The organism is Pseudomonas bijieensis, assembly GCF_013347965.1.
Taxonomy (GTDB): domain Bacteria; phylum Pseudomonadota; class Gammaproteobacteria; order Pseudomonadales; family Pseudomonadaceae; genus Aquipseudomonas; species Aquipseudomonas bijieensis.
Genome location: NZ_CP048810.1, coordinates 1,553,762 through 1,576,253 on the forward strand (window position 1 = coordinate 1,553,762; position 22,492 = coordinate 1,576,253).

Sequence of the window (22,492 nt, forward strand, 5' to 3'; positions counted from 1 at the left end):
TTGTCCGCCTTCTGTATCAAATCGCCTTTTCCTTCGACCGCGCAAGGGGTTTGTTGCACAGGAAAATGCCCACCAGGATCACGCCCCCGCCGACACACATCAAGGCCGTGAGCCGTTCGTCGAGCAGCAGCGCCCCCAGCAGCACCGCCGTCAGCGGATTGAGTGCGATGAACACCCCGGAACGGGTCGCACCGATCCGGCGAATGCCGTCGTACCAGGCGATATAAGCCAGGGCCGAGCCCAGCACGCCGAGGTACAACAGGCTCAGCCATTGCTCCATGTCCAGTGCGCACAAGGCTTCGAGGCGGATCTCCCCCGCCGTTGCGCAGGCCAGCCACAACATCAACGTGCCCAGCAGAATCGACCAGGTCACGGTCTGCAAGGGGCCGAGGCTTTCATTCAGGTTCCTGGAAAACAGCGAATAGATGCCCCAGCCCAGCACGCAGCCAAAAATCAGCAGGTCACCGGCCCAGCCCTGTACTGCGTCTTGCAACAAGGCCGGATCACGACTGACGATCACCAGTCCCGCTCCGCCGATGCACAGCGCGATGCCCACCACTTTCAAGCGGCTCAGCCGCTCCTTGAACAACCACCAGGACGCCAGTCCGATCACCGCCGGGTTCAAGGCCACGATCAACGACGCCCGCGACGCATTGATGTACTGCAAGCCATAGAAGAAGCACAGGTTATAGAAAAAGATTCCGAAGAACCCCAGGGCGGCCAATTGCAACCCCTGCTTCACACTGGGCCTGACCAGCGGGATCCCGGCCAGGGCGAGAAACGACAGCAGCGCGATACTGGCCAGCAGAAAACGCAGGCTGGCGGCAAACATCGGAGCCAAGGCATCGGAAAGGATCCGGCCGGCCACGAAGGTCCCGCCCCAGATCATGGTGACCATGGCGAGCTTCAGATAGACCGGCAGGTCCGATGGGATTGGGACGGTTTGTTCGAGGGCTTTCATGGTTTCACCGCGGCACGCTAATGAGAACGACACAACCTGTGGTGAAGGGATTGATTGTGGGAGCAAAGCTTGCTCGCGATGGAGGCGGCGCGATTCAGCAGGCAAACCGAGTCATCGTTCATCGCGAGCAAGCTTTGCTCCCACAGCCCCCACACCAGGGCGATGCTGCTTCCTGATTCAGGTCAGATACGTCAGTATTGGGGTCATGCTTGATCATCGTAAAATGAGCAATCCCTCATGACTCTCACCCAACTCGAAATCTTCTCCCTGGTCGCCGAGCTCCGTGGTTTCACGGCGGCGGCAATGCGCCTGGGCATCGGCCAGTCGGCGGTCTCCCACGCCATCAAATCCCTGGAACAGGAGTTGGGGGTGGAATTGCTCCGGCGTCATCAGTCGGCGGTGGAGCTCAGCGACATTGGCCAGCAGTTGCTGCTGCGGGCCCGGGCCATGCTCGGGTTGGCCAACACTTTGCGCCAGGAAGCCGCCGATGCCCGGGGCATGCGCCGAGGTACCTTGCGCATCGGCTCGTTCGGGCCAACTTCATCGATGAAACTGTTGCCCGGTATCCTGCGGCGCTATCGAGACTTGCATCCAGGAATCGAAGTACACATCGATGAAGGGCCTGACAGGCAGGTCATCCAGTGGTTGGACGAACGGCGGATCGACGTCGGCTTCGTGGTGCTGCCCGAGGACCGTTTCGATACGTTCATGCTGCTGGAAGATCAGATGGTCGCCCTGCTGCCCACTTCACACCCCCTCGCCACCCAGGCCAGCCTGAGCCTCAAGGATCTGTGCAACGACCCCTTCGTGCTCACCGAGGCAGGATCGTCGGAGCTGGTCACTCGCCTGTTCAATGCCGCCCGGCTGACGCCGAACGTGCGTTTCCGTTGCTCGCAACTGCTCAGCACCCTGGATGTCGTCAGGCGTGGCGAAGCGGTGAGCGTGGTTTCCGAAGGTTCGTTGCCGGACGTCGAGAGCCCGGGCTTCGTCGCGCGGCCATTGTCACCGCGAGTGCCGCGCCAGATTGGCCTGGCGGTATTGGACAGCCGCCAGGCCTCGCCCGCCACCCTGGCGTTCATCGAACTGGCCCGACAGCCATGAGCCCAGCACTGAACCTGTGGGAGCCTGGCATTGAACCTGTGGGAGCAAAGCTTGCTCGCGATGAAGGCACCTCGGTTCTCCAAGTGGACCGCATGATCGTTCATCGCGGGCAAGCCTTGCTCCCACAGACCTCGCTCCCACAGTCACACTGCTGTCAGCAAGTAACCGACAGGCCATCTATCATGGTCGGCATCCAACGTTTCCCCCTCATCCCCTTTTCCAGGTTGTGCCGATGCCCTTGACCGCTACCCGCTCGCACACCCGGCCCCGTCGCTATCTGGTCACCCTGCTTTGCGGCCTGGTGCCAATACTGTCAGGGCTGGCCATTTTGTACATGCAGGCCGAACGGACGCTGGCGCAACAAACCCGGCAGACTGCCGAGGAATCGGTCAGGCAGATCGAACTGATGCTCGACAATACCGCCTTGGCGGCTCGGGAACTATTGCCCCTGGCCGGCCAACCCTGCGAAGCGGTAAAGCTGGCATTACGCGAGCAAGTGACACGCCGGCCCTTTGTCCGCTCGACCAATCTTATCTGGGACAACAGCCTGTATTGCAGCTCGCTGTTCGGGGCCTTCGAGGAACGGGTCAACCCGGGCGACTACCATCAAGGCACGTTGTGGCTCATGGACGGCAACCCGGTCACGCCGGATACCGCGCTGCTGGTTTATCGGCTCAACGTGGGCCATCAAGGCGCCTTGGCCACGCTTGACGGGTATCACCTGGCCAACGTCTTGCGCTTGATCGGTCGCCAGACCCGCCTACGGTTGCAAGTCGGGCCGAACTGGCTGACGGCGGACGGCAAGGTCCGCCCAGCCCCGTTGCCCATGCTGCCGGTCGCCCGGCATGAGCTGGGGTCATCGCGCTACGCCTTCAATGTGGAAGCCGGATTCGATAAGGGTGAAACCTGGCGCTACATGGCCCGGGAATATCCACCGCTGTTCAGCCTGCTGATCTTTTTTGGCGTCGTTGCCGGGACGCTCGGGCACTGGCTGCAAAAACGCGCCTCGTCACCCAGCCGTGAACTGCAACGGGCACTGGAAGCCGGCGAGTTCGTTCCGTATCTGCAACCGGTCGTGCACAGCGATAGCAAACGCTGGGCCGGCGTCGAAGTACTGATGCGCTGGAACCACCCCAAGGAAGGCCTGGTTCGCCCGGACCTGTTCATTCCCTTCGCCGAACACAGCGGCCTGATCGTAGCGATGACCCGGGCGCTGATGCAGCAGACCATGCACCTGCTGGTGCCGCTGGCGCCTCGACTCGAAGCGCCGTTTCATGTCGGCATCAACATCACCGCCCGTCACTGCCAGGACTTGGCACTGGTGGACGATTGTCGCGAATTTCTCGGTGCCTTCGCGCCAGGTACGATTACCCTGGTACTGGAGTTGACCGAGCGCGAACTGATCGAACCTACGCCCGTTACCCAGCAACTGTTTGGCCAACTGCGGGAACTGGGCGTCAAGATCGCCCTCGACGATTTCGGCACGGGTCATTCCAGCCTGGCGTACTTGCGTCAGTTCAATGTGGACTTCTTGAAGATCGACCAGAGTTTTGTCGCGATGATCGGTGCCGATACCCTGTCGCGGCACCTACTGGACAGCATTATCGAACTGTCGGGCAAGCTGGGCCTGGACATGGTTGCCGAGGGTGTCGAAACCGTCGAACAAAGCGACTACCTGAGCGCCCATGGGGTGAACTTTCTACAGGGTTACCTATTTGGTCGACCGATTAGCGGGCAGGCGTTCATTGAGACGTTGGCCGGCATTAATGGCAGTTAACCGCCGCCGATCTATTGACGACGATGCGCCAACTGGTAAAAACGTTTGCTGTTGTTACATAACGAAAAAGTTACGATTTACACTTTCCGGATTAACTACTACAATTTTTTCTACCTGTGCCAGATAGCAGGAGAGTCATTAACACTGAGTCGCTTCAAGGCGCTTAGCTTATAGCTTTGTTTGCGGTTGATATCAGCCAAATATTTTGATTGGAGTAACGATTTTGTCCAGACTCGCTGAATTTCGTGCAGCCGAAAAGGCCCTTCAAGAACAGCTCAAGCAGCTGGAGTCGCTGAAGAACGATGCCGGGCTCAAGAAGGAAATCGAATTCGAGGAAAAGCTCCAGGGACTGATGAAAACCTACGGCAAGAGCCTGCGCGACATCGTCGCGATCCTCGACCCGAACCCGTCCAAGGCAAGCCTGCAATCGACCAAACCCACCAAGACCCGCCGTGCGCGAGTGGTAAAGGTTTACCAGAACCCGCACACCGGCGAGTTGATCGAGACCAAAGGCGGCAATCACCGCGGCCTGAAAGCCTGGAAAGAACAATACGGTGCAGCGACCGTCGATTCCTGGTTGCGTGGTTGATAATGCGTGGCTGACAGCCTCCCTGCAAAAGCCCTGAATACACTCAGGGCTTTTTTATGGGCTAAACTTCTGGATTAAATCCCGGGTGTATTACGCTGACGGCGTTATAGTTTCAAACTGTTTCGCACCGACTGTATTTCATCCTGGCTTTCAACAAACACCTGCGCCTGCCCTGCATAGGACAGCACATAAGCCTTGCCCTCATTTAGTGCCGCGACGAGGGCCTGAGACAATACATGTCGCCCGTTTTGCGTGATCGTACAAGTGGTTTCCAATGCAGTTACGCCGCCCAACATGGAAGCATGGATCTTAGTGCACACACTCTGGTAACCGCCCTGGAAAAAATCCTTCTGGATTGATTTGCGCATTTCCAACAATACGCCCTGTAAGTTGACCTGATGATCGGGCTCGACGGTGGTCGTGGTCAGTTCCATGACCATCACGGCATTGCCTGCCGAATCACTCTTGGTTGCACGTTGTCGCTGGGGGGCCGGCGCCGCAGAGGCCGATACATCGGCGGGCAGCGGCTCGACAACCCAACCCTGGGGCCAAGCGACCTGCGGTTCGGCCGCCTGGACGCCACCAACACAGGCAAATAGCAGGACAAACAGCGAAAGGAACGGTCGAATCATTGCGTTGGCACCCAGGGACGAATCGTCAAGTCTGAAGCTCGAGGCAGGACCAGGCAAGAGCCACACGCGGTTTGGCGATGCCGCGCCCCTTGCGTATCATGGGCGCACCTGCAAGGACGCCGTTTGACGCAAGCCCAGGAACCGCCGCAGCAAGGTTGCGGCGTCGTTTGCCCCACTTATTTTCCGGAGGGCCCATGAGCCTGCACGAACTCAATACTTTCCCGGGCGTCACCGCCCAACCTGACGCCGCCACAGCCAAGTTCGTCTTCAACCACACCATGCTGCGGGTCAAGGACATCACCCAGTCGCTGGATTTCTACACCCGCGTGCTGGGTTTCTCGCTGGTGGAGAAACGCGACTTCCCGGAAGCCGAATTCAGCTTGTATTTCCTGGCTTTGGTGGATAAAAGCCAGATCCCAGCGGATGCCGCAGCACGTACCGAATGGATGAAGTCGATCCCTGGCATCCTCGAACTGACCCACAACCATGGCACCGAAAGCGACCCGGCGTTCGCCTACCATAATGGCAACAGCGACCCACGCGGCTTCGGCCACATCTGCATCTCTGTACCGGACATCGTCGCCGCCTGCGAGCGCTTCGAAGCACTGGGCTGCGATTTCCAGAAGCGCCTGAACGATGGCCGTATGAAAAGCCTGGCCTTCATCAAGGACCCGGATGGCTACTGGGTCGAAATCATCCAGCCTGCGCCGCTTTAACACTCACCAGCGCTCCCACATTTGATTGTCAGTGACGTGGACTTTTCGCCCCGCACAAATCCCCTGTGGGAGCGAGCCTGCTCGCGATGACGGCGGCACATTCAGCATTGATGCAGGCTGACCCACTGCTATCGCGAGCAGGCTCGCTCCCACATCGGTTAGTGGTGAGTGCGTGAAATAGCCAATAAAAAACCCCATGAGCCAGGCTCATGGGGTTTTGTTTTTGCTGCTATCGGTTGTTCAAGCCGGCGCAGAGGTACGGATCAGGTGATCGAAGGCGCTCAACGAGGCCTTGGCGCCCTCGCCCACGGCAATCACGATCTGCTTGTACGGCACGGTGGTCACGTCACCTGCGGCGAACACACCAGGGATCGAGGTTTCACCACGGGCATCGACAATGATCTCGCCCCGCGGCGACAGCTCGACGGTGCCTTTGAGCCAATCGGTGTTGGGCAACAGGCCGATCTGCACGAAGATCCCTTCCAGCGCCACATCCCGTACTTCACCGCTCGGGCGGTCCTTGTAGCGCAAGCCATTGACCTTCTGGCCATCCCCCGTCACTTCAGTGGTCTGGGCGTTGGTAATCACGGTGACGTTCGACAGGCTGTGCAGTTTGCGCTGCAACACCGCGTCGGCACGCAATTGCACATCGAACTCCAGCAAGGTGACATGGGCGACGATACCGGCCAGGTCGATAGCCGCTTCGACACCGGAGTTACCGCCACCAATCACCGCCACGCGCTTGCCTTTGAACAGCGGACCGTCGCAGTGCGGGCAGTACGCCACACCCTTGTTACGATACTGCTGCTCGCCCGGCACGTTCATTTCGCGCCAGCGGGCACCGGTCGCCAGGATCACGGTCTTGGCCTTGAGGTTCGCACCGCTGGCGAACTTGATTTCATGCAGCCCGCCGTCCTTGCCCGGCACCAGGGCGTCGGCGCGCTGCAGGTTCATGATGTCCACGTCGTACTGCTTGACGTGTTCTTCCAGGGCGACGGCCAGTTTCGGCCCTTCGGTCTCCTGGACCGAGATGAAGTTCTCGATGGCCATGGTGTCGAGCACCTGGCCGCCGAAACGTTCGGCCGCCACGCCAGTGCGGATGCCTTTACGGGCCGCGTAGATCGCCGCCGAAGCGCCAGCCGGGCCACCGCCGACCACCAGTACATCAAAGGCGTCCTTGGCACTGATTTTCTCGGCCTGGCGTTCGATACCGCTGGTGTCGATCTTGGCGAGAATTTCTTCCAGGCCCATGCGGCCCTGGCCGAAGTTCACGCCATTGAGGTAAATGCTTGGCACGGCCATGATCTGACGTTCATCGACTTCGGCCTGGAACAGCGCGCCGTCGATGGCGACGTGGTGAATGTTCGGGTTCAGCACCGCCATCAGGTTCAGCGCCTGGACCACGTCCGGGCAGTTCTGGCACGACAGCGAGAAATAGGTCTCGAAGTTGAACTCGCCCTTGAGGGAGCGGATCTGTTCGATGACTTCGACACTGGCCTTCGAAGGGTGGCCGCCGACTTGCAACAAGGCCAACACCAGCGAAGTGAATTCGTGGCCCATGGGAATGCCGGCAAAACGCAGGCTGATATCGGCTCCCGGGCGATTCAACGAGAACGAAGGCTTGCGCGCATCGCTGCCGTTGTCGAGCAAGGTAATCTGGTGGGAAAGACTGGCGACGTCTTGGAGTAACGCGAGCATTTCCTGGGATTTCGCACCGTCGTCGAGGGAGGCGACGATCTCGATCGGCTGGGTGACCCGTTCCAGGTATGACTTCAACTGAGCTTTAAGATTGGCGTCCAACATACGGGCGATTTCCATTTTTTGAATTTCAGAAAAAACAACGCCCGAGCGAATCTCGCCCGGGCGTTTTTTGGGGCGAAGCGGCTTACTTGATTAAGAGCGAATCGCCCTCGGATGACTCACAGACTCAGATCTTGCCGACCAGGTCCAGGGACGGAGCCAGGGTGGCCTCGCCTTCTTTCCACTTGGCTGGGCAGACTTCGCCCGGGTGAGCGGCAACGTACTGAGCGGCCTTGATCTTGCGCAGCAGCTCGGAAGCGTCACGGCCTACGCCGCCGTCGTTGAGTTCAACGATCTTGATCTGGCCTTCTGGGTTGATCACGAAAGTGCCGCGGTCAGCCAGGCCAACTTCTTCGATCAGCACGTCGAAGTTGCGGGAGATAACGTGGGTTGGGTCGCCGATCATGGTGTACTGGATCTTGCCGATGGCTGGCGAAGTGTTGTGCCAGGCCGCATGGGCAAAGTGGGTGTCGGTCGACACGCTGTAGATCTCGACGCCCAGTTTCTTGAACTCGGCGTAATTGTCGGCCAGGTCTTCCAGCTCGGTTGGGCAAACGAAGGTGAAGTCGGCTGGGTAGAAGAACACTACAGACCACTTGCCTTTCAGGTCGGCGTCCGATACCGGAACGAATTCGCCGTTTTTGAAAGCGGTAGCGTTGAACGGTTTAACTTGGCTGTTGATGATAGGCATCGATGTTTCTCCGTCAGGGTTGAAAGTTGATGGAGAGGATCTTAACCACTCATCCCCGGGCTGGCTCATTGGCAAACCTCATGTGAATGATTGGTTTTGGCTATCAGCAGCTAAATAGATAGAAGAAAACTTAATATGGCGAGCAGACTCGCTCGCCATCGGTTCGGCAGGGATCAGGAGGCCACGGGGGTACGCATCGTCACGAACTCTTCGGCGGCGGTCGGGTGCACGCCGATGGTTTCGTCGAAGTCGCGCTTGGTGGCGCCGGCCTTGAGGGCAATGGCCAGCCCCTGGACGATTTCCCCGGCATCCGGCCCGACCATGTGGCAACCCAGCACCTTGTCGGTCTTGGCATCCACCACCAGTTTCATCAGGGTGCGCTCCTGGCAGTCGGTCAAGCTCAGCTTCATCGGCCGGAAGCGGCTTTCGAAAATCTCTACCGTATAGCCCTCCTCCTCGGCCTGCTCCTGGGTCAAACCCACCGTACCAATGTTCGGCAGGCTGAACACGGCGGTGGGAATCATCCGGTAATCCACCAGGCGATACTGCTCGGGCTTGAACAGACGTCGCGCCACCGCCATGCCTTCGGCCAGGGCGACGGGGGTGAGCTGGACACGACCGGTCACGTCGCCAATGGCCAGGATCGACGGTTCAGTGGTCTCGTATTTTTCGTTGACCTGGACAAAGCCCTTCTCATCCAGCGTGACACCAGTATTTTCCAGCCCCAGATTGTCGAGCATCGGCCGTCGGCCGGTGGCGTAGAACACGCAATCGGTGATCAACGTCTTGCCATCCTTGAGCTCGACACTGAGGCTGCCATCGTCGAGTTTTTCGATGGATTTGATGTCGGCGTTGAACTGCAGGTCCAGGCCACGGCGGGTCAGCTCTTGCGCCAGGTGCATGCGCACCGCACCGTCAAAGCCGCGCAGGAACAGCTCACCGCGGTAGAGCAACGACGTCTGCGCGCCCATGCCGTGGAAAATCCCGGCGAACTCCACCGCGATGTAGCCACCGCCCACCACGATGACGCGCTTGGGCAGTTCCTTGAGGAAAAATGCCTCGTTGGAGCTGATGGCATGCTCGCGCCCCGGAATGTCCGGGATCACCGGCCAGCCGCCGGTGGCGATCATGATGTGCTTGGCGCTGTAACGCTGGCCGTTGATCTCGACCTCATGGGGCCCGGTGATCCTGGCGTGACCTTCGTGCAGCACCACGCCGCTGTTGACCAGCAGGTTGCGGTAGATGTCGTTGAGGCGATTGATCTCCCGGTTCTTGTTGGCGATCAGCGTGGCCCAGTCGAAACTCGGCTCCCCCGCCGTCCAGCCATAGGCCGACGCTTGTTCGAAGTCTTCGGCGTAATGCGCGCCGTAGACCAGCAGCTTCTTGGGCACGCAGCCCACGTTCACGCAGGTGCCGCCCAGGTAGCGGCTTTCCGCCACGGCAACCTTGGCCCCGAAACCAGCGGCAAACCGCGCCGCCCGTACACCACCGGAACCGGCGCCAATCACATACAAGTCAAAATCGTAGGCCATTTCTATCTCCTTCGGCAGTCCATCAGCATACCCGCTGTTTTCACCTGAGGCAGCGTTGCGATGGTTATGGGGGGCGGAACCTGAAAAGCCAAACGGCATCTTTCGCAGCTTGCCTTAGTGGCGAGGGAGCTTGCTCCCGCTCGGCTGCGAAGCAGTCGTAAAACCTGCTGGCGCGGTCTACCCGAAAGAACGCGTCAGTGAGTTTGGGTCGGCTTCGCCGCCCAGCGGGAGCAAGCTCCCTCGCCACGGGATCTTCAGTGCCTGCGATTTGTAGAAAAAAAACGCCCCGAACCAGTCGGGGCGTTTTTCAAGGCGCGGCGCAGGCTATCAGTAAGCCTTGCCGGTCTTGTAGAAGTTCTCGAAGCAGAAGTTGGTCGCGTCGATGTAGCCTTCGGCGCCACCGCAGTCGAAACGCTTGCCCTTGAACTTGTAGGCCATGACGCAGCCGTTCTGGGCCTGCTTCATCAGGGCGTCGGTGATCTGGATTTCACCGCCCTTGCCTGGCTCGGTCTGTTCGATCAGGTCGAAGATGTCCGGGGTCAGGATGTAGCGACCGATGATCGCCAGGTTCGACGGTGCGTCTTCAGGTTTTGGTTTTTCAACCATGCTGTGGACGCGGTAGATGTCGTCGCGGATCATTTCGCCGGCAATGACGCCGTACTTGTTGGTTTCCTGCGGATCGACTTCCTGGATCGCCACGATGGAGCAGCGGAACTGCTTGTACAGCTTGACCATCTGGGTCAGTACGCCGTCGCCTTCGAGGTTGACGCACAGGTCGTCCGCCAGGACCACGGCGAACGGTTCGTCACCGATCAGCGGGCGACCGGTCAGGATCGCGTGGCCCAGGCCTTTCATTTCGGTCTGGCGGGTGTAGGAGAACGAGCACTCATCCAGCAGTTTGCGGATGCCGACCAGGTATTTTTCCTTGTCGGTGCCCTTGATCTGGTTTTCCAGCTCGTAGCTGATGTCGAAATGGTCTTCCAGCGCGCGCTTGCCGCGGCCAGTCACGATGGAGATTTCAGTCAGGCCCGCATCGAGGGCTTCTTCGACGCCGTACTGGATCAGTGGCTTGTTCACCACCGGCAGCATTTCTTTGGGCATGGCTTTAGTCGCTGGCAGGAAGCGAGTACCGTAACCGGCTGCTGGGAACAAGCATTTCTTGATCATATAAGTCCTTGAAAAGGCGGTGTGTACGAGTTTCGGCGCAGTCTAATCAGGCGACGGGCACCTTACAATGCCCGCACTGGCCAACCGATGCCATCATAGAGAAATAAAAAACGACGGATAGTTCAATCGCCTTTCGTTTCGATGGCTGCAGCGGCCCCACTCTACGCCAGTGAGCGCTGTTTGCGAGCATTTGACGTATCATGGCGGCCTTGATCACGCCAATGAGGCAACTAGATGTCGGCAACAAGAAACGCAAACGGTTATTCGGTCAGCCAGGACAAGGACGGCCAATGGTGGATTATCAACTACCACGGTGAGCAGGTCGCCGGCCCCTTGCCCAGCAAGGCCATGGCCGTGGAAGTGGCCGCGGTTTTCCAGGACGAACGCGCCGCGCCTGCGGCGAAAGAACGCGACACCGCCCCCGCACGCAGCCCCCGCCGCAAGAAGTAAACAGACAAGCCTCAAGTAAATGACGCACGGCATTGAACGGGGCTTTGTTTATCTGTACCGGAATGGCCATTCGCTATATTCTCGCGCCTGCCCTCCCTTCCTGATGACGATTCCATGAAAACACTTTTGGCGCTGTTTGCCGTCCTGGCCTTGGCGGGCTGTGCCTCTGCCGAAAAAACCTACCTGGCAAATGGCGAGCAGGGACTGGCCATCGATTGCTCCGGCGAAGCCAATGACTGGGCCACCTGTTATGAAAAAGCCGATGCGTCCTGTGCCGGCACCGGCTACCGCATCGTCGGCACCGATGGCACACCGCAGGCCAAGGAAAGCGAAAAGACCCTGGGTGTCGACGTCGGCAACTACACCAGCCGCAGTGTCGTGGTGGTGTGCAAGTAAGAACTACATGTGGATCTCGGCGAACTTGATACCCAGGCCGCGTATGGTCTCGATCAGTTCGTCGAGGCTGCTGAAGGATTCGACTTCGTCCTGCTCATCCACCAGGAAAAAGCTGCGCCCGGCGCTTTTCTTGAAGAACACGATCCATTCGCCCGGGCTCGCCGGATTCTGGATCACATGAGTGGCAGATATAAGACCTTCTGCATGGCGCTCACGCACCTGCTCGCGCTTCATCGACTGACTCCATAAATGACAATGCCGCCAACGTTGACCGTGGCGGCATTTTTTGTCGAGGGCAACAGTTTATCCGATGCCCGGCCCGCTCGTCAGGCGCAGCCTGCGATCAGCCGGAAATGCAGGCGTTGGCCGCATCCTGCACGTCGCCCGGACGTACCGGTACGTTGGACATGCTTTCGTGCAACTTGATGCTGCTGCCACTGGAGCGCTCGTCAATGTCGAACACCGCAGCCGGCAGGGTCGACAGTTTGCCCGGGACGATCAGCCGCACACCACCATTCTTGTGCGGCTCCACTTGCAATGGACCACGGCTGCTGGCCAGTTTGTCAGAAACACACTTGGCATATTCGTGGGGTTTCTTTCCGGAAATGACGCTCATGGTGGGCGGCGTCTGGTTGATGTCCGATACCGATGCACATCCACTCATGGCCAATGCCAACACCCACACGCTGCGCTTCATATGATTCCTCCAATAAAGACCCTCCGACAGTGCAGATGCCGTTTTTCTCCGGTACCGCACCGCTTTTTTTATCCCGCTTCCTGCGATAAATGAACAAAGCCTGGAGCGCGGGCCGGATATTAACACTCGGGGCTGATAAACTGCGCATCATTGCCCTTGCTATCGTTTTGATTTGGTAGAAAAAGCCCTCTGGAGGCGCCCCATGAAATTCATTCACCAGCGCGAGCACCTGAACGAAGACGACATCGTCGTCATCGAATGCTCCCAAATGTGCAACATCCGTTTGATGAACGACGCCAACTTCCGCAGCTTCAAGAACGGCGGCCGGCACACTTATCACGGCGGCGCGTTCGACACCTTCCCGGCCAGGATCACCGCCCCTAGCACCGGTTTCTGGAACATCACCATCGACACCGTCAACCGCCGTGCAATCAGCGTCACGCGCAAGCCGAACCTGACTCACAAGATCAAAATCATCCGGCGTTCCAGCTCGAAACTGAGCTGAGCATCGCCCCTTCAAGAAAGGTAAAACCGTGGCCCAGACGACCAAATACGTCATCAAGTACAAGCTCAACGGCGAACGCCGCTTCGAATTCGCGCAACTGGAAAACGGCACCGAGGAAGAAGCCAGGGCCGCGTTGCAGAAACTGCATGGCGAAACCGACGATGTGATCAGCGAAATCGGTGTCAGCAAAGCGCTGTAACGACTCATCCCGATTGATTTCAGCTGATGGCCCCATGGCCAGTGAACGCCATGCTCTTGTGGCGAGGGAGCTTGCTCCCGCTCGGCTGCGCAGCAGTCGTAAAACCTGCTGGCGCGGTCTACCTGAAAGAATGCGTCAGTGAGTTTGGGTCGGCTTCGCCGCCCAGCGGGAGCAAGCTCCCTCGCCACAGGGAATGGCTGCGCACCGCAAGAATCGGAGTGCCCGGCAACGCAGCACTACGCAGACTGAACAGTCCTTCCCAACAGGATTGCTATCGTGCCCCCTACGCCTTCCCTGCCCCAACACCTCGCCGACCTTGACTGGCCCGCCCTGGAACAGAGCCTCGACCAGGACGGCTGTGCAATCATTCGCAACCTGCTGCTGCCAGCGCAATGCCGGCTGCTCAGTGATTTGTACGCCGAACCCGGGCTTTTTCGTTCCCGGGTGATCATGGCCCGCCATGGATTCGGGCGCGGCGAGTATCAGTATTTTCGCTATCCGCTGCCGGACCTCATCCAACAGCTGCGTCAGGCGTTGTATCCGATGCTGGTACCGCTGGCGAACCGCTGGAACGAATGCATGGGCCTTGAGGTGCGATACCCCGACGAGCACGCAGACTTTATTCAACGCTGCCATGTCGCCGGGCAGCAACGTCCTACGCCGTTGTTGCTGCAATACGGCCCCCAGGACTACAACTGCCTGCACCAGGATCTGTACGGCGAGCAGGTGTTCCCACTGCAAGTCGCGATCCTGTTGTCGGAACCGGGCCGGGACTTCAGCGGCGGTGAGTTCGTGCTGACCGAGCAACGCCCGCGCATGCAATCGCGGCCGCAGGTCATCGATCTGAAACAGGGCGATGCAGTGGTATTTGCCGTGCATCAACGGCCGGTCAAAGGCGTTCGCGGTTATTATCGGGTGAACATGCGTCATGGCGTCAGCTGCGTGCACAGCGGCAGGCGGCACACCTTGGGAATCATTTTTCATGATGCGCAGTAGTGACACACCGCTCACATTGGACCTGTTCGCCGACCAGGCGCCCACCACGCCCGGCCAGGTCGAACAGATCGGCCAACAATCCTTCGTGCTACGCGGGTTCGCCCTGCCCTGGCTGGAGCATTTGCTGCCGGCCCTGGAAAGCGTCTTGCAGGCCGCGCCGTTCCGGCAGATGGTCACGCCCGGCGGCTTTACCATGTCGGTGGCCCTGAGCAGTTGCGGCGCGCTGGGCTGGACCACCGACCGCAGCGGCTATCGCTACACCGCCCATGACCCGCAGACCGGCCAGCCCTGGCCCGAGATGCCGGCGGTGTTTCGCGAGCTGGCCCAGGCCGCCGCCCGGCAGGCACAGTTCGAGCATTTCGAGCCCGACAGCTGCCTGATCAACCGCTACGTGCCCGGCGCGCGGATGTCGCTGCATCAGGACAAGAACGAACGTTCCCTCGCCGCCCCCATCGTCTCGGTGTCCCTGGGCTTGCCAGCGGTGTTCCAGTTCGGCGGCTTCGAGCGCAGCGACAAGAGCCTGCGCATCCCGTTGCTGCACGGCGACATCGTGGTCTGGGGCGGCGTGGACCGCTTGCGTTACCACGGCGTGCTGCCCCTTAAGGAAGGACAGCATCCGCGCCTGGGCAGCCAGCGGATCAACCTGACGTTTCGCACCGCCGGATGACGGTGCAGAATTCAACCGCAAGACCCGGAGTGTTGCCACCCCACAGGCTCGCTACTGTAGACAAAACGGGCCAATGGACATAACGACCATGAACAGCACTTCGAACAATCTCGCCCCTGAACTAGATCCGCGCTGGGCCGCCGTGCTCGCCCGGGATCCGCGCGCCGATGGGCAATTCGTCTATGGCGTGAAAACCACCGGCATCTACTGCCACCCCAGCAGCCTGTCGCGGCTGCCCAACCCGCGTAACGTCGAGTTCTTCGACACCCCGGAACAAGCCCAGGCAGCCGGTTATCGCCCCAGCAAGCGCGCGGCCAGGGACCAGACCCAGGTCGCCGCCCAACAAGCGGCCCGGGTCGCGGCGGCCTGCCGGCAGATCGAGGCGGCCGAGGAGCTGCCGGGGCTGAATGAACTGGCAGCCAGCGCCGGCTTGAGCCCCTTCCATTTTCATCGGATCTTCAAGGCCATCACCGGCCTGACCCCCAAGGGTTACGCCGCCGCCCATCGCTCACGCAGGATGCGCGAGCGCCTGGCCGATGGTGGGACGATCACTGATGCGCTGTACGACGCCGGTTTCAATTCCAACAGCCGCTTCTATGAAGCCGCCGACAAAGTCCTCGGCATGAAACCCACCGACTACCGCGCCAAGGGCCAGAACACCGACATCCGTTTCGCCGTCGGCCAATGCTCCCTCGGGGCGATCCTGGTGGCGCAAAGCGAACGTGGCGTGTGCGCGATCCTGCTGGGAGACGACCCGGACACGCTGGTGCGGGACCTGCAAGACAAATTCCGTCGGGCCAATCTCATCGGTGCCGACCGCGAATTCGAGCAGTTGATCGCCCAAGTAGTGGGCTTTATCGAAGCCCCGGCGCTGGGCCTGGACCTGCCCCTGGACCTGCGCGGCACCGCGTTCCAGGAGCGGGTCTGGCAAGCCCTGCGGGACATTCCACCGGGCAGCACCGCCAGCTACGCCGAGATCGCCCAGCGCATCGGCATGCCCAAGGCCGTGCGCGCCGTGGCCCAGGCCTGCGGTGCCAACAGCCTGGCGGTGGCGATCCCTTGTCACCGGGTGGTGCGCAGCGACGGCAACCTGTCGGGCTATCGCTGGGGCGTGGAACGCAAGCGTCAGTTGCTGGCGCTGGAACGCTCGTCCGCGGACTGAACGCCAATGTAGATCGCCACGGATTCGTCGCCGCTGTAGACCTCGAAATCGGTGGTGAAGCGACGCAGTGTCTGCGGGTTATCGGCGAAGTACGCCCAGATCAGGCCCCAGGTCTGGATTACGCAATCGGGCATCGGCCCTTTGGCCGCAAACATCAGGTAGTCCCCGCCTTCGATGTCCACGGCGGGGTAGCCTGCGCTGGTCGCATCCACCTGCACCCCGGCCGTCACGTCGAAATAGCCGGTGGCGTCGGACTCGTAATTGGAATACACCCCGTAGACGAACGACTCCGACTGCCTGGCCGGAATCGTGTCGAACAGCTCTTCGGTGAAGAACTGCTGCCACATCGGACCGATCCTGGCCGTGTCGGGTTGCTGCTCGTCGGTGTTGCGGGTACGCACCTGCAGGCCGGCCACGGTGAAGGGTTCGACGGTCTTGAGTTTCACTTCCATGAGTCAGGCTCCTTGATGAATGAAGCCGCATGGTAACCCTCCCGTTGTGGGGATCAAGTTACGGTGCGCCATTGAAAAACTCGACTGGCCCTGGCCGGGGTACACCTGCTAAAAACGCTGTTTCCTTTCTGCCGTCGGAGACCCGCACATGAGCCAGTGGCCAGATACGCGCATTCTTGACCTGCTCGGAATCGAGCTGCCGATTATCCAGGGGCCGCTGGCCGGGGTGACCGGGCCGGACATGGTGGTGGCGACCTGCAATGCCGGCGGGCTGGGTTCGATGCCGGCGGCGATGCTGGATGTCGAGCAACTGCGCCAGGCACTGACGACCATCGGTGAACAGACCGACAAGCCATTCAATGTGAATTTTTTCTGTCACCAGCCGCCGGCGTTCGATGAACAGCGGGCCGAGGCCTGGAAGCAGCGGCTCAAGCCGTACTACCAGGAGCTGGGCGCGGACTTCGACACGCCGACGCCGGTGTCCAACCGCACGCCGTTCGATGATGCGGCCTGTCGCGTGCTGGAGGAGATGCGTCCGAAAGTGGTCAGTTTCCACTTCGGCCTACCGGAAAAATCCTTGCTGGATCGGGTGAAGGCCACTGGCGCGAAAATCCTTTCGTCGGCCACCACCGTCGAGGAAGCCATCTGGCTGGAACAGCACGGTTGCGACGCGATCATCGCCATGGGCTATGAAGCAGGCGGGCATCGCGGGATGTTTCTCAGTGACGACCTCAATACCCAGGTCGGGCTGTTCGCCTTGTTGCCCCAGGTGGTGGACGCGGTGAAGGTGCCGGTGATCGCTACCGGCGGCATTGGCGATGCGCGGGGGATCGTCGCGGCGTTTGCCCTTGGCGCCTCGGCGGTGCAACTGGGCAGCGCCTATCTGTTCACGCCCGAGGCCAAGATCAGCGCGTCCCATCACCGGGCGCTGCGCACAGCCAAGGAAAGCCAGACCGCCGTCACCAACCTGTTCACCGGCCGCCCGGCCCGGGGCATCGTCAACCGGGTGATGCGCGAAGTGGGCCCGATGAGCCCGCTGGCCCCGGCCTTTCCCCTGGCCGGTGGGGCCTTGATGCCGTTGCGCGCCAAGGATGAAGCGGACTTCAGCAACCTCTGGGCCGGCCAGGCGTTTCCCCTGGGTCGCGAGTTGTCGAGCGCCGAGCTGACCCGGCGGCTGGCCGAGGAGACATTGGCCCGATTGAACAGCCGTGGCAGTTCCTGACTCATCATCGCCTGTCAGGCCGCCATCGCGAGCAGGCTCGCTCCCACAGGGGTTCTGGTGTGGCTGCAAAAGGTATGTTCGCCATAGATTCAATGTGGGAGCGAGCCTGCTCGCGATGGCGGCAGTCCTCTCACACCAATGTCCCCGACAAATTGCCGCGTTCCGTTTGCCAGTCATTCGCTATATATTCTGGTATATAGCGAATATGACCCTATGGAGCCGTCCCCATGCCCTTTCCCCGCTTCGCGCCGTTGCTGCTGACCACACTGTTTACCGTTGGCACCGTCCAGGCCGATGAGGTGCAAGTGGCGGTTGCCGCCAATTTCACCGCCCCGCTCCAGGCCATCGCCGCCGATTTCGAAAAAGACACCGGGCACAAAGTGGTGGCCGCCTACGGTGCGACCGGACAGTTCTACACGCAGATCAAGAACGGCGCGCCGTTCGAGGTCTTCCTCGCTGCCGACGACAGCACCCCGGCCAGACTCGAAAGCGAAGGCGACACCGTCAAGGGCTCGCGCTTCACCTATGCCGTCGGCACGCTGGCGCTGTGGTCGGCCAAGGACGGTTATGTCGACGGCCAGGGCCAGGTCCTCAAGGGCAACGCTTTCCAGCACCTGTCCATCGCCAACCCGAAGGCCGCGCCCTATGGCTTGGCCGCGACCCAGGTACTGGACAAGCTGGGGTTGGCCGCGCAGGTCAAGAGCAAGATTGTCGAAGGCCAGAACATCACCCAGGCCTATCAATTCGTTTCCACCGGCAACGCCGAGCTAGGCTTCGTTGCACTGTCCCAGGTGTACAAGGACGGCAAGGTAACGGGGGGGTCGGCCTGGATCGTCCCGGCCGAACTGCATGACCCGATCAAACAGGACGCGGTGATCCTTGGCAAAGGCCGTAACAATCCGGCCGCCGTGGCGCTGGTGGATTACCTCAAGGGACCGAAAGCCGCCGCCATCATCCAAGCCTACGGTTATCAACGCTAAATGCCACTGACCAGTGCCGACTTCGCAGCGATCTGGCTGACCCTGAAACTGGCGTCGTTGACCACGGTGATCCTGCTGCTCATCGGCACGCCCATCGCCTTATGGCTGTCGCGCACCCGCTCCTGGCTGCGCGGGCCAGTGGGTGCGGTGGTGGCGTTGCCGTTGGTATTGCCGCCCACGGTGATCGGCTTTTACCTGTTGCTGGCGTTGGGGCCTAACGGCTGGATCGGCCAGCTCACCCAGACCCTCGGGTTGGGCACCCTCACCTTCAGCTTCACCGGGTTGGTGATCGGCTCGGTGATCTATTCCATGCCGTTTGTGGTGCAGCCATTGCAGAACGCCTTTTCCGCCATCGGTAACCGCCCCCTTGAAGTCGCCGCCACCCTGCGGGCCAGTCCCTGGGATACTTTCTTCAGCGTCATCCTGCCCCTGGCTCGCCCCGGTTTTATCACCGCGGCGATTCTCGGTTTCGCCCATACCGTCGGCGAATTCGGCGTGGTACTGATGATCGGCGGCAACATCCCGGAGAAAACCCGGGTGGTGTCAGTACAGATCTACGACCATGTCGAAGCCCTGGAATATGCCCAGGCCCACTGGCTGGCGGCGGCGATGCTGGTGTTTTCATTCGTTGTGCTGCTGGCGCTGTACTCCAGCCGCAGAACCCGTGCCGGTTGGAGCTGATCGATGATTCACGCGCGTTTGCAGCTCGACCATGGGGCTTTTTCAATGGACCTGGATGTGCAACTGCCAGGCCGTGGCGTGACCGCACTGTATGGGCCTTCCGGTTCCGGCAAAACCACCTGCCTGCGCTGCATCGCCGGACTGGAGCGGCCGCCCCGTGGTTTTATCGAGGTCAATGGCGACGTGTGGCAGGACAGTGAACACGGTGTATTCGTGCCGCCCCATAAACGGCCAGTGGGGTATGTGTTCCAGGAGGCGAGCCTGTTCGCCCATTTGTCGGTGCGGGCCAACCTGGCGTTCGGCCTCAAGCGCATTGCGCCGGCTCAACGACGGGTGGATATGGACCAGGCGACCGACTTGCTGGGCATCGGCCCCTTGCTCGATCGGCCGCCGCACAACCTGTCCGGCGGCGAACGCCAGCGGGTGGGCATCGCCCGCGCCTTGCTCACCAGCCCGCGGCTGTTGTTGATGGATGAGCCGCTGGCGGCCCTCGATACCCGGCGCAAAAACGAAATCCTGCCGTATCTGCAACGGCTCCACGATGAGCTGGATATCCCGGTGCTGTACGTCAGCCATTCCCAGGACGAAGTGGCGCGCCTGGCCGACCACATCGTGCTGCTCGATGCTGGCCGCGCTCAGGCCAGCGGCCCCATCGGTGAGACCCTGGCCCGGCTCGACCTGCCATTGGCCCTGGGGGATGACGCTGGGGTGGTGATCGAGGGCAAGGTCAGCGGTTATGACCCGACTTATCAATTGCTGACCCTGAACCTGCCCGGCAGCCAACTGAACGTACGTGTGGCCCACACGTCCCTGGCCCTCGGCCAACCGCTGCGCTTCAAGGTCCAGGCCCGGGACGTCAGCCTGAGCCTGGCAAACGACGCCCAGACCAGCATCCTCAATCGCCTGCCAGTGACCGTGGTCAGCGAACAGGCCGCCGACAACGCCGCCCATGTGCTGATCCGTCTGGAAGCCGCCGGCACGCCACTGTTGGCGCGTATCACCCGGTATTCGCGCGACCAGTTGAAGCTGCATCCGGGGCAGGTGTTGTGGGCGCAGATCAAGGCGGTGGCGGTGTTGGCGTAGGACCCTGTAGCCAGATGATGTCACTGTGGGAGCGAGCCTGCTCGCGATAGCGGTGGTTCAGTCAACATTGATGTGGGCTGGTCTGACGCCATCGCGAGCAGGCTCGCTCCCACAGGGGTTCCTGTCCCCTTCAGAAACTTGGCACGACCGCAACCGCCCGTGGTCAATGAATTCACAGGCCACCGGATTCGCTGCCAAGGACTTTTTTCATGCCCGACACCCTGCCCCCGGACGCACTGCCGGCCGACCTGCATTACGTCGACGACACCGCCCCGGGCATCACCCGGCGCAAATTGCGCGGCAAGTTCTGCTACTTCAACCCGCAGGGCCAGCGGATTACCGACGCCGCCGAAATCCAACGCATCAACGCCTTGGCCGTACCGCCTGCCTACACCGATGTGTGGATCTGCACCGACCCACGCGGCCATCTCCAGGCCACCGGTCGCGATGCCCGGGGCCGCAAGCAATACCGTTACCACGCGCGCTGGCGTGAAGTGCGCGATGCGGACAAATACTCGCGCATGCTCGAATTCGGCCGCACCCTGCCGCGCTTGCGCAAACGCCTGGAAGAGATCCTGGCCCAGCCCGGTTTCAGCCGCGACAAGGTCATGGCCACGGTCATCACCTTGCTGGACGTAACCCTGATCCGCGTCGGCAACACCCAGTACGCCCGAGACAATCGCTCCTACGGCCTGACGACCCTGCGCAGCAAACATGTCGAGGTCAACGGCAGCGCCATCGCCTTCCAGTTCCGTGGCAAGAGCGGCGTCGAACACCAGATCACCGTGAAAGACCGGCGCCTGGCACGGATCATCAAGCGCTGCCAGGAGATCCCCGGGCAGAACCTGTTCCAGTATCTGGACGAACACGGCGAGCGCCACGCCATCACTTCTTCGGACATCAACGCCTACCTCAAGACCCTCACCGGTGCGGACTTCACCGCCAAGGACTACCGCACCTGGGCCGGCAGTGCGGCGGCCCTGGCCGGGCTGCGGACGCTGCGTTGGGAAACCGAGACCGAGGCCAAGAAACACGTGGCCGAGATGGTCAGGCACGTCGCCCGGCAACTGGGCAACACGCCGACCGTCTGTCGCAAGTGCTACATTCATCCTGCAGTGGTCGAGGGTTTCCTGCTCGGCGCCCTGGGGGAACTGCCCAAACCCCGGGCACGTAAAGGCCTCAGTGAGGAAGAAGCCGGGTTGACGCTGTTCCTGCAGCGCATGAGAGACGCCGCCCAGGCGTGCGAACAACAGCAACCGGCTTGATGCGTCCATGGGCTGCTAGCCCTGGATGAGGAACATCCGCAGACCGCTGGACTCCCAACTGTACAGCGCCACCGTTGCGCAGGCACGTCAACGGATGAAGTCGACAGGAGTTTCAGATGTCCGAACACATTGTCCATTTCCATTGCCAGATCGATCAGGGCACCACGGAACGCTTCCGGGACAATTGCCTGGAAGCCATCGAAAAAGGCGCCGATTCGCTGATGCTCAATCTCTCCACGGTCGGTGGCAGTACCAACTTCGGTTTCACCCTCTACACCTTCATCAAGTCCCTTCCGGTGCCAGTACGTGCGGTGAACGCCGGCAACATAGAGTCGATGGGCATCGTCATGTACCTGGCCGCCAGCGACCGCACCACCACCCCGCACTCGCGTTTTCTGATCCACCCCATGAACTGGTACTTCGGCCAGAAATCGGTGGACCATTCACGCTTGCGCGAATACCTGTCCAGCCTGGACAACGACGTGGCGCGCTATGTGGAAATCTACGTCAAGGAGACCGCCGGCGCCGCGACACAGCTGGATATCTTCAAATGCCTGTGCGCCGAGGAACGGGTCATTCCGGCGGAAAACTCCCTGGCATTCGGCATTGCCCATCGAGTCGAGCAAGTGGTTTTTCCGACAGATGCCAAGCATTGGAAAGTCAGCGGCGGCGAGGATTAGAACTACACATCCACGGGCTGACCATTCGTCGCCAGCCAGAGAGTTTTTTTAAACTTCCCCCGGCCATTTTCTTTCCCAAATAATGCGAGGC

At 60.7% G+C, this 22,492-nt stretch carries 26 protein-coding genes; 17 read left to right on the forward strand and 9 right to left on the reverse strand.

Translation table 11 applies throughout. From position 1 onward, the window contains the following. Window positions 1-16: 16 nt before the first annotated feature. Entirely contained in the window at window positions 17-961 is a 945-nt protein-coding gene (locus tag GN234_RS06425; RefSeq protein ID WP_176688109.1) for a DMT family transporter, read from the reverse strand. Between the two features lie 237 nt (window positions 962-1,198). Here GN234_RS06425 and GN234_RS06430 point away from each other — a divergent pair, with 237 nt between their 5' ends. From GN234_RS06430 to GN234_RS06440, 3 genes are all read left to right on the forward strand, one after another. Then, window positions 1,199-2,062, forward strand: coding sequence for a LysR family transcriptional regulator (locus GN234_RS06430; RefSeq protein WP_109755187.1), 864 nt, complete (start codon window positions 1,199-1,201; stop codon window positions 2,060-2,062). Window positions 2,063-2,294: 232 nt separating this feature from the next. Continuing rightward, window positions 2,295-3,839 carry an EAL domain-containing protein gene (locus tag GN234_RS06435; protein ID WP_176688110.1) on the forward strand — a complete coding sequence of 515 codons (1,545 nt, stop codon included), beginning with the start codon at window positions 2,295-2,297 and terminating at the stop codon, window positions 3,837-3,839. A gap of 223 nt (window positions 3,840-4,062) precedes the next feature. Further along, entirely contained in the window at window positions 4,063-4,428 is a 366-nt protein-coding gene (locus GN234_RS06440) for a histone-like nucleoid-structuring protein, MvaT/MvaU family (protein WP_058544518.1), read from the forward strand. 104 nt (window positions 4,429-4,532) lie between these two features. Here GN234_RS06440 and GN234_RS06445 read toward each other — a convergent pair whose 3' ends face one another. Next, on the reverse strand, window positions 4,533-5,060 hold the full coding sequence (locus GN234_RS06445; RefSeq protein ID WP_176688111.1) for a DUF4946 domain-containing protein: 528 nt from the start codon (window positions 5,058-5,060) through the stop codon (window positions 4,533-4,535). Between the two features lie 194 nt (window positions 5,061-5,254). Between GN234_RS06445 and gloA the strand changes: the two genes are divergently transcribed. After that, window positions 5,255-5,776: a lactoylglutathione lyase gene (gloA, locus tag GN234_RS06450; protein ID WP_109755190.1), complete on the forward strand. Its 522-nt coding sequence runs from the start codon at window positions 5,255-5,257 to the stop codon at window positions 5,774-5,776. 240 nt (window positions 5,777-6,016) lie between these two features. Here gloA and ahpF read toward each other — a convergent pair whose 3' ends face one another. The 4 genes from ahpF to galU form a co-directional block, all read right to left on the reverse strand. Next, window positions 6,017-7,579 carry an alkyl hydroperoxide reductase subunit F gene (gene ahpF, locus GN234_RS06455; RefSeq protein WP_109755192.1) on the reverse strand — a complete coding sequence of 521 codons (1,563 nt, stop codon included), beginning with the start codon at window positions 7,577-7,579 and terminating at the stop codon, window positions 6,017-6,019. Window positions 7,580-7,703: 124 nt separating this feature from the next. Then, a complete protein-coding gene (gene ahpC, locus GN234_RS06460; RefSeq protein ID WP_025213143.1) occupies window positions 7,704-8,267 on the reverse strand; it encodes an alkyl hydroperoxide reductase subunit C in 564 nt (187 codons plus the stop codon). A 173-nt stretch (window positions 8,268-8,440) separates the two neighbouring features. Further along, entirely contained in the window at window positions 8,441-9,799 is a 1,359-nt protein-coding gene (gorA, locus tag GN234_RS06465) for a glutathione-disulfide reductase (protein WP_109755193.1), read from the reverse strand. Window positions 9,800-10,126: 327 nt separating this feature from the next. Beyond that, on the reverse strand, window positions 10,127-10,966 hold the full coding sequence (gene galU / locus GN234_RS06470) for a UTP--glucose-1-phosphate uridylyltransferase GalU (RefSeq protein WP_003182953.1): 840 nt from the start codon (window positions 10,964-10,966) through the stop codon (window positions 10,127-10,129). A 234-nt stretch (window positions 10,967-11,200) separates the two neighbouring features. On the opposite strand from galU, the gene GN234_RS06475 reads away from it, so the two are divergent. Together GN234_RS06475 and GN234_RS06480 are read left to right on the forward strand one after the other, a co-directional pair. After that, window positions 11,201-11,416 (forward strand): hypothetical protein, encoded by a 216-nt coding sequence (locus GN234_RS06475; protein ID WP_109755194.1) that lies wholly within the window; start codon window positions 11,201-11,203, stop codon window positions 11,414-11,416. A 114-nt stretch (window positions 11,417-11,530) separates the two neighbouring features. After that, entirely contained in the window at window positions 11,531-11,812 is a 282-nt protein-coding gene (locus tag GN234_RS06480) for a hypothetical protein (RefSeq protein ID WP_109755195.1), read from the forward strand. Between the two features lie 3 nt (window positions 11,813-11,815). Here the strand turns inward: GN234_RS06480 and GN234_RS06485 are convergent, their stop codons facing one another. Then, window positions 11,816-12,046, reverse strand: a complete 231-nt coding sequence (locus GN234_RS06485; RefSeq protein ID WP_109755196.1) for a hypothetical protein — start codon at window positions 12,044-12,046, stop codon at window positions 11,816-11,818. A gap of 109 nt (window positions 12,047-12,155) precedes the next feature. Then, window positions 12,156-12,509: a hypothetical protein gene (locus GN234_RS06490; protein WP_109755197.1), complete on the reverse strand. Its 354-nt coding sequence runs from the start codon at window positions 12,507-12,509 to the stop codon at window positions 12,156-12,158. A 202-nt stretch (window positions 12,510-12,711) separates the two neighbouring features. Between GN234_RS06490 and GN234_RS06495 the strand changes: the two genes are divergently transcribed. The 5 genes from GN234_RS06495 (at window position 12,712) to ada (ending at window position 16,038) form a co-directional block, all read left to right on the forward strand. Next, window positions 12,712-13,014: a DUF1883 domain-containing protein gene (locus tag GN234_RS06495; protein WP_109755198.1), complete on the forward strand. Its 303-nt coding sequence runs from the start codon at window positions 12,712-12,714 to the stop codon at window positions 13,012-13,014. A 28-nt stretch (window positions 13,015-13,042) separates the two neighbouring features. Then, window positions 13,043-13,213: a hypothetical protein gene (locus GN234_RS06500; RefSeq protein WP_162893818.1), complete on the forward strand. Its 171-nt coding sequence runs from the start codon at window positions 13,043-13,045 to the stop codon at window positions 13,211-13,213. A 276-nt stretch (window positions 13,214-13,489) separates the two neighbouring features. Further along, window positions 13,490-14,209 carry a 2OG-Fe(II) oxygenase gene (locus tag GN234_RS06505; RefSeq protein WP_176688112.1) on the forward strand — a complete coding sequence of 240 codons (720 nt, stop codon included), beginning with the start codon at window positions 13,490-13,492 and terminating at the stop codon, window positions 14,207-14,209. Then, a complete protein-coding gene (gene alkB, locus GN234_RS06510) occupies window positions 14,196-14,876 on the forward strand; it encodes a DNA oxidative demethylase AlkB (RefSeq protein WP_109755200.1) in 681 nt (226 codons plus the stop codon). The genes GN234_RS06505 and alkB overlap by 14 nt, the downstream gene beginning before the upstream one ends. Before the next feature lie 88 nt (window positions 14,877-14,964). Further along, window positions 14,965-16,038: a bifunctional DNA-binding transcriptional regulator/O6-methylguanine-DNA methyltransferase Ada gene (gene ada, locus GN234_RS06515; protein ID WP_116832091.1), complete on the forward strand. Its 1,074-nt coding sequence runs from the start codon at window positions 14,965-14,967 to the stop codon at window positions 16,036-16,038. On the opposite strand, the gene GN234_RS06520 is transcribed toward ada, so the two are convergent. Next, the gene (locus GN234_RS06520; protein WP_109755202.1) at window positions 16,002-16,490 is read right to left on the reverse strand and encodes a GyrI-like domain-containing protein; all 489 of its coding nucleotides are present in this window, start codon (window positions 16,488-16,490) and stop codon (window positions 16,002-16,004) included. The two genes, ada and GN234_RS06520, sit on opposite strands and share 37 nt — an antisense overlap. A 148-nt stretch (window positions 16,491-16,638) precedes the next feature. On the opposite strand from GN234_RS06520, the gene GN234_RS06525 reads away from it, so the two are divergent. The 6 genes from GN234_RS06525 to GN234_RS06550 all read left to right on the forward strand — a co-directional run bounded on the left by GN234_RS06525 (window position 16,639) and on the right by GN234_RS06550 (window position 22,401). Next, window positions 16,639-17,712 carry an NAD(P)H-dependent flavin oxidoreductase gene (locus GN234_RS06525; RefSeq protein ID WP_176688113.1) on the forward strand — a complete coding sequence of 358 codons (1,074 nt, stop codon included), beginning with the start codon at window positions 16,639-16,641 and terminating at the stop codon, window positions 17,710-17,712. A gap of 227 nt (window positions 17,713-17,939) precedes the next feature. Then, window positions 17,940-18,692 (forward strand): molybdate ABC transporter substrate-binding protein, encoded by a 753-nt coding sequence (modA, locus tag GN234_RS06530; protein ID WP_109755204.1) that lies wholly within the window; start codon window positions 17,940-17,942, stop codon window positions 18,690-18,692. Beyond that, window positions 18,693-19,373 carry a molybdate ABC transporter permease subunit gene (gene modB, locus GN234_RS06535; RefSeq protein ID WP_163854155.1) on the forward strand — a complete coding sequence of 227 codons (681 nt, stop codon included), beginning with the start codon at window positions 18,693-18,695 and terminating at the stop codon, window positions 19,371-19,373. A gap of 3 nt (window positions 19,374-19,376) precedes the next feature. Next, window positions 19,377-20,456, forward strand: a complete 1,080-nt coding sequence (modC, locus tag GN234_RS06540) for a molybdenum ABC transporter ATP-binding protein (RefSeq protein ID WP_116832089.1) — start codon at window positions 19,377-19,379, stop codon at window positions 20,454-20,456. Window positions 20,457-20,665: 209 nt separating this feature from the next. Continuing rightward, window positions 20,666-21,721, forward strand: coding sequence for a DNA topoisomerase IB (locus GN234_RS06545; RefSeq protein WP_176688114.1), 1,056 nt, complete (start codon window positions 20,666-20,668; stop codon window positions 21,719-21,721). A 116-nt stretch (window positions 21,722-21,837) separates the two neighbouring features. Next, window positions 21,838-22,401, forward strand: coding sequence for an ATP-dependent Clp protease proteolytic subunit (locus tag GN234_RS06550; RefSeq protein WP_057450977.1), 564 nt, complete (start codon window positions 21,838-21,840; stop codon window positions 22,399-22,401). Window positions 22,402-22,492: the final 91 nt, after the last annotated feature.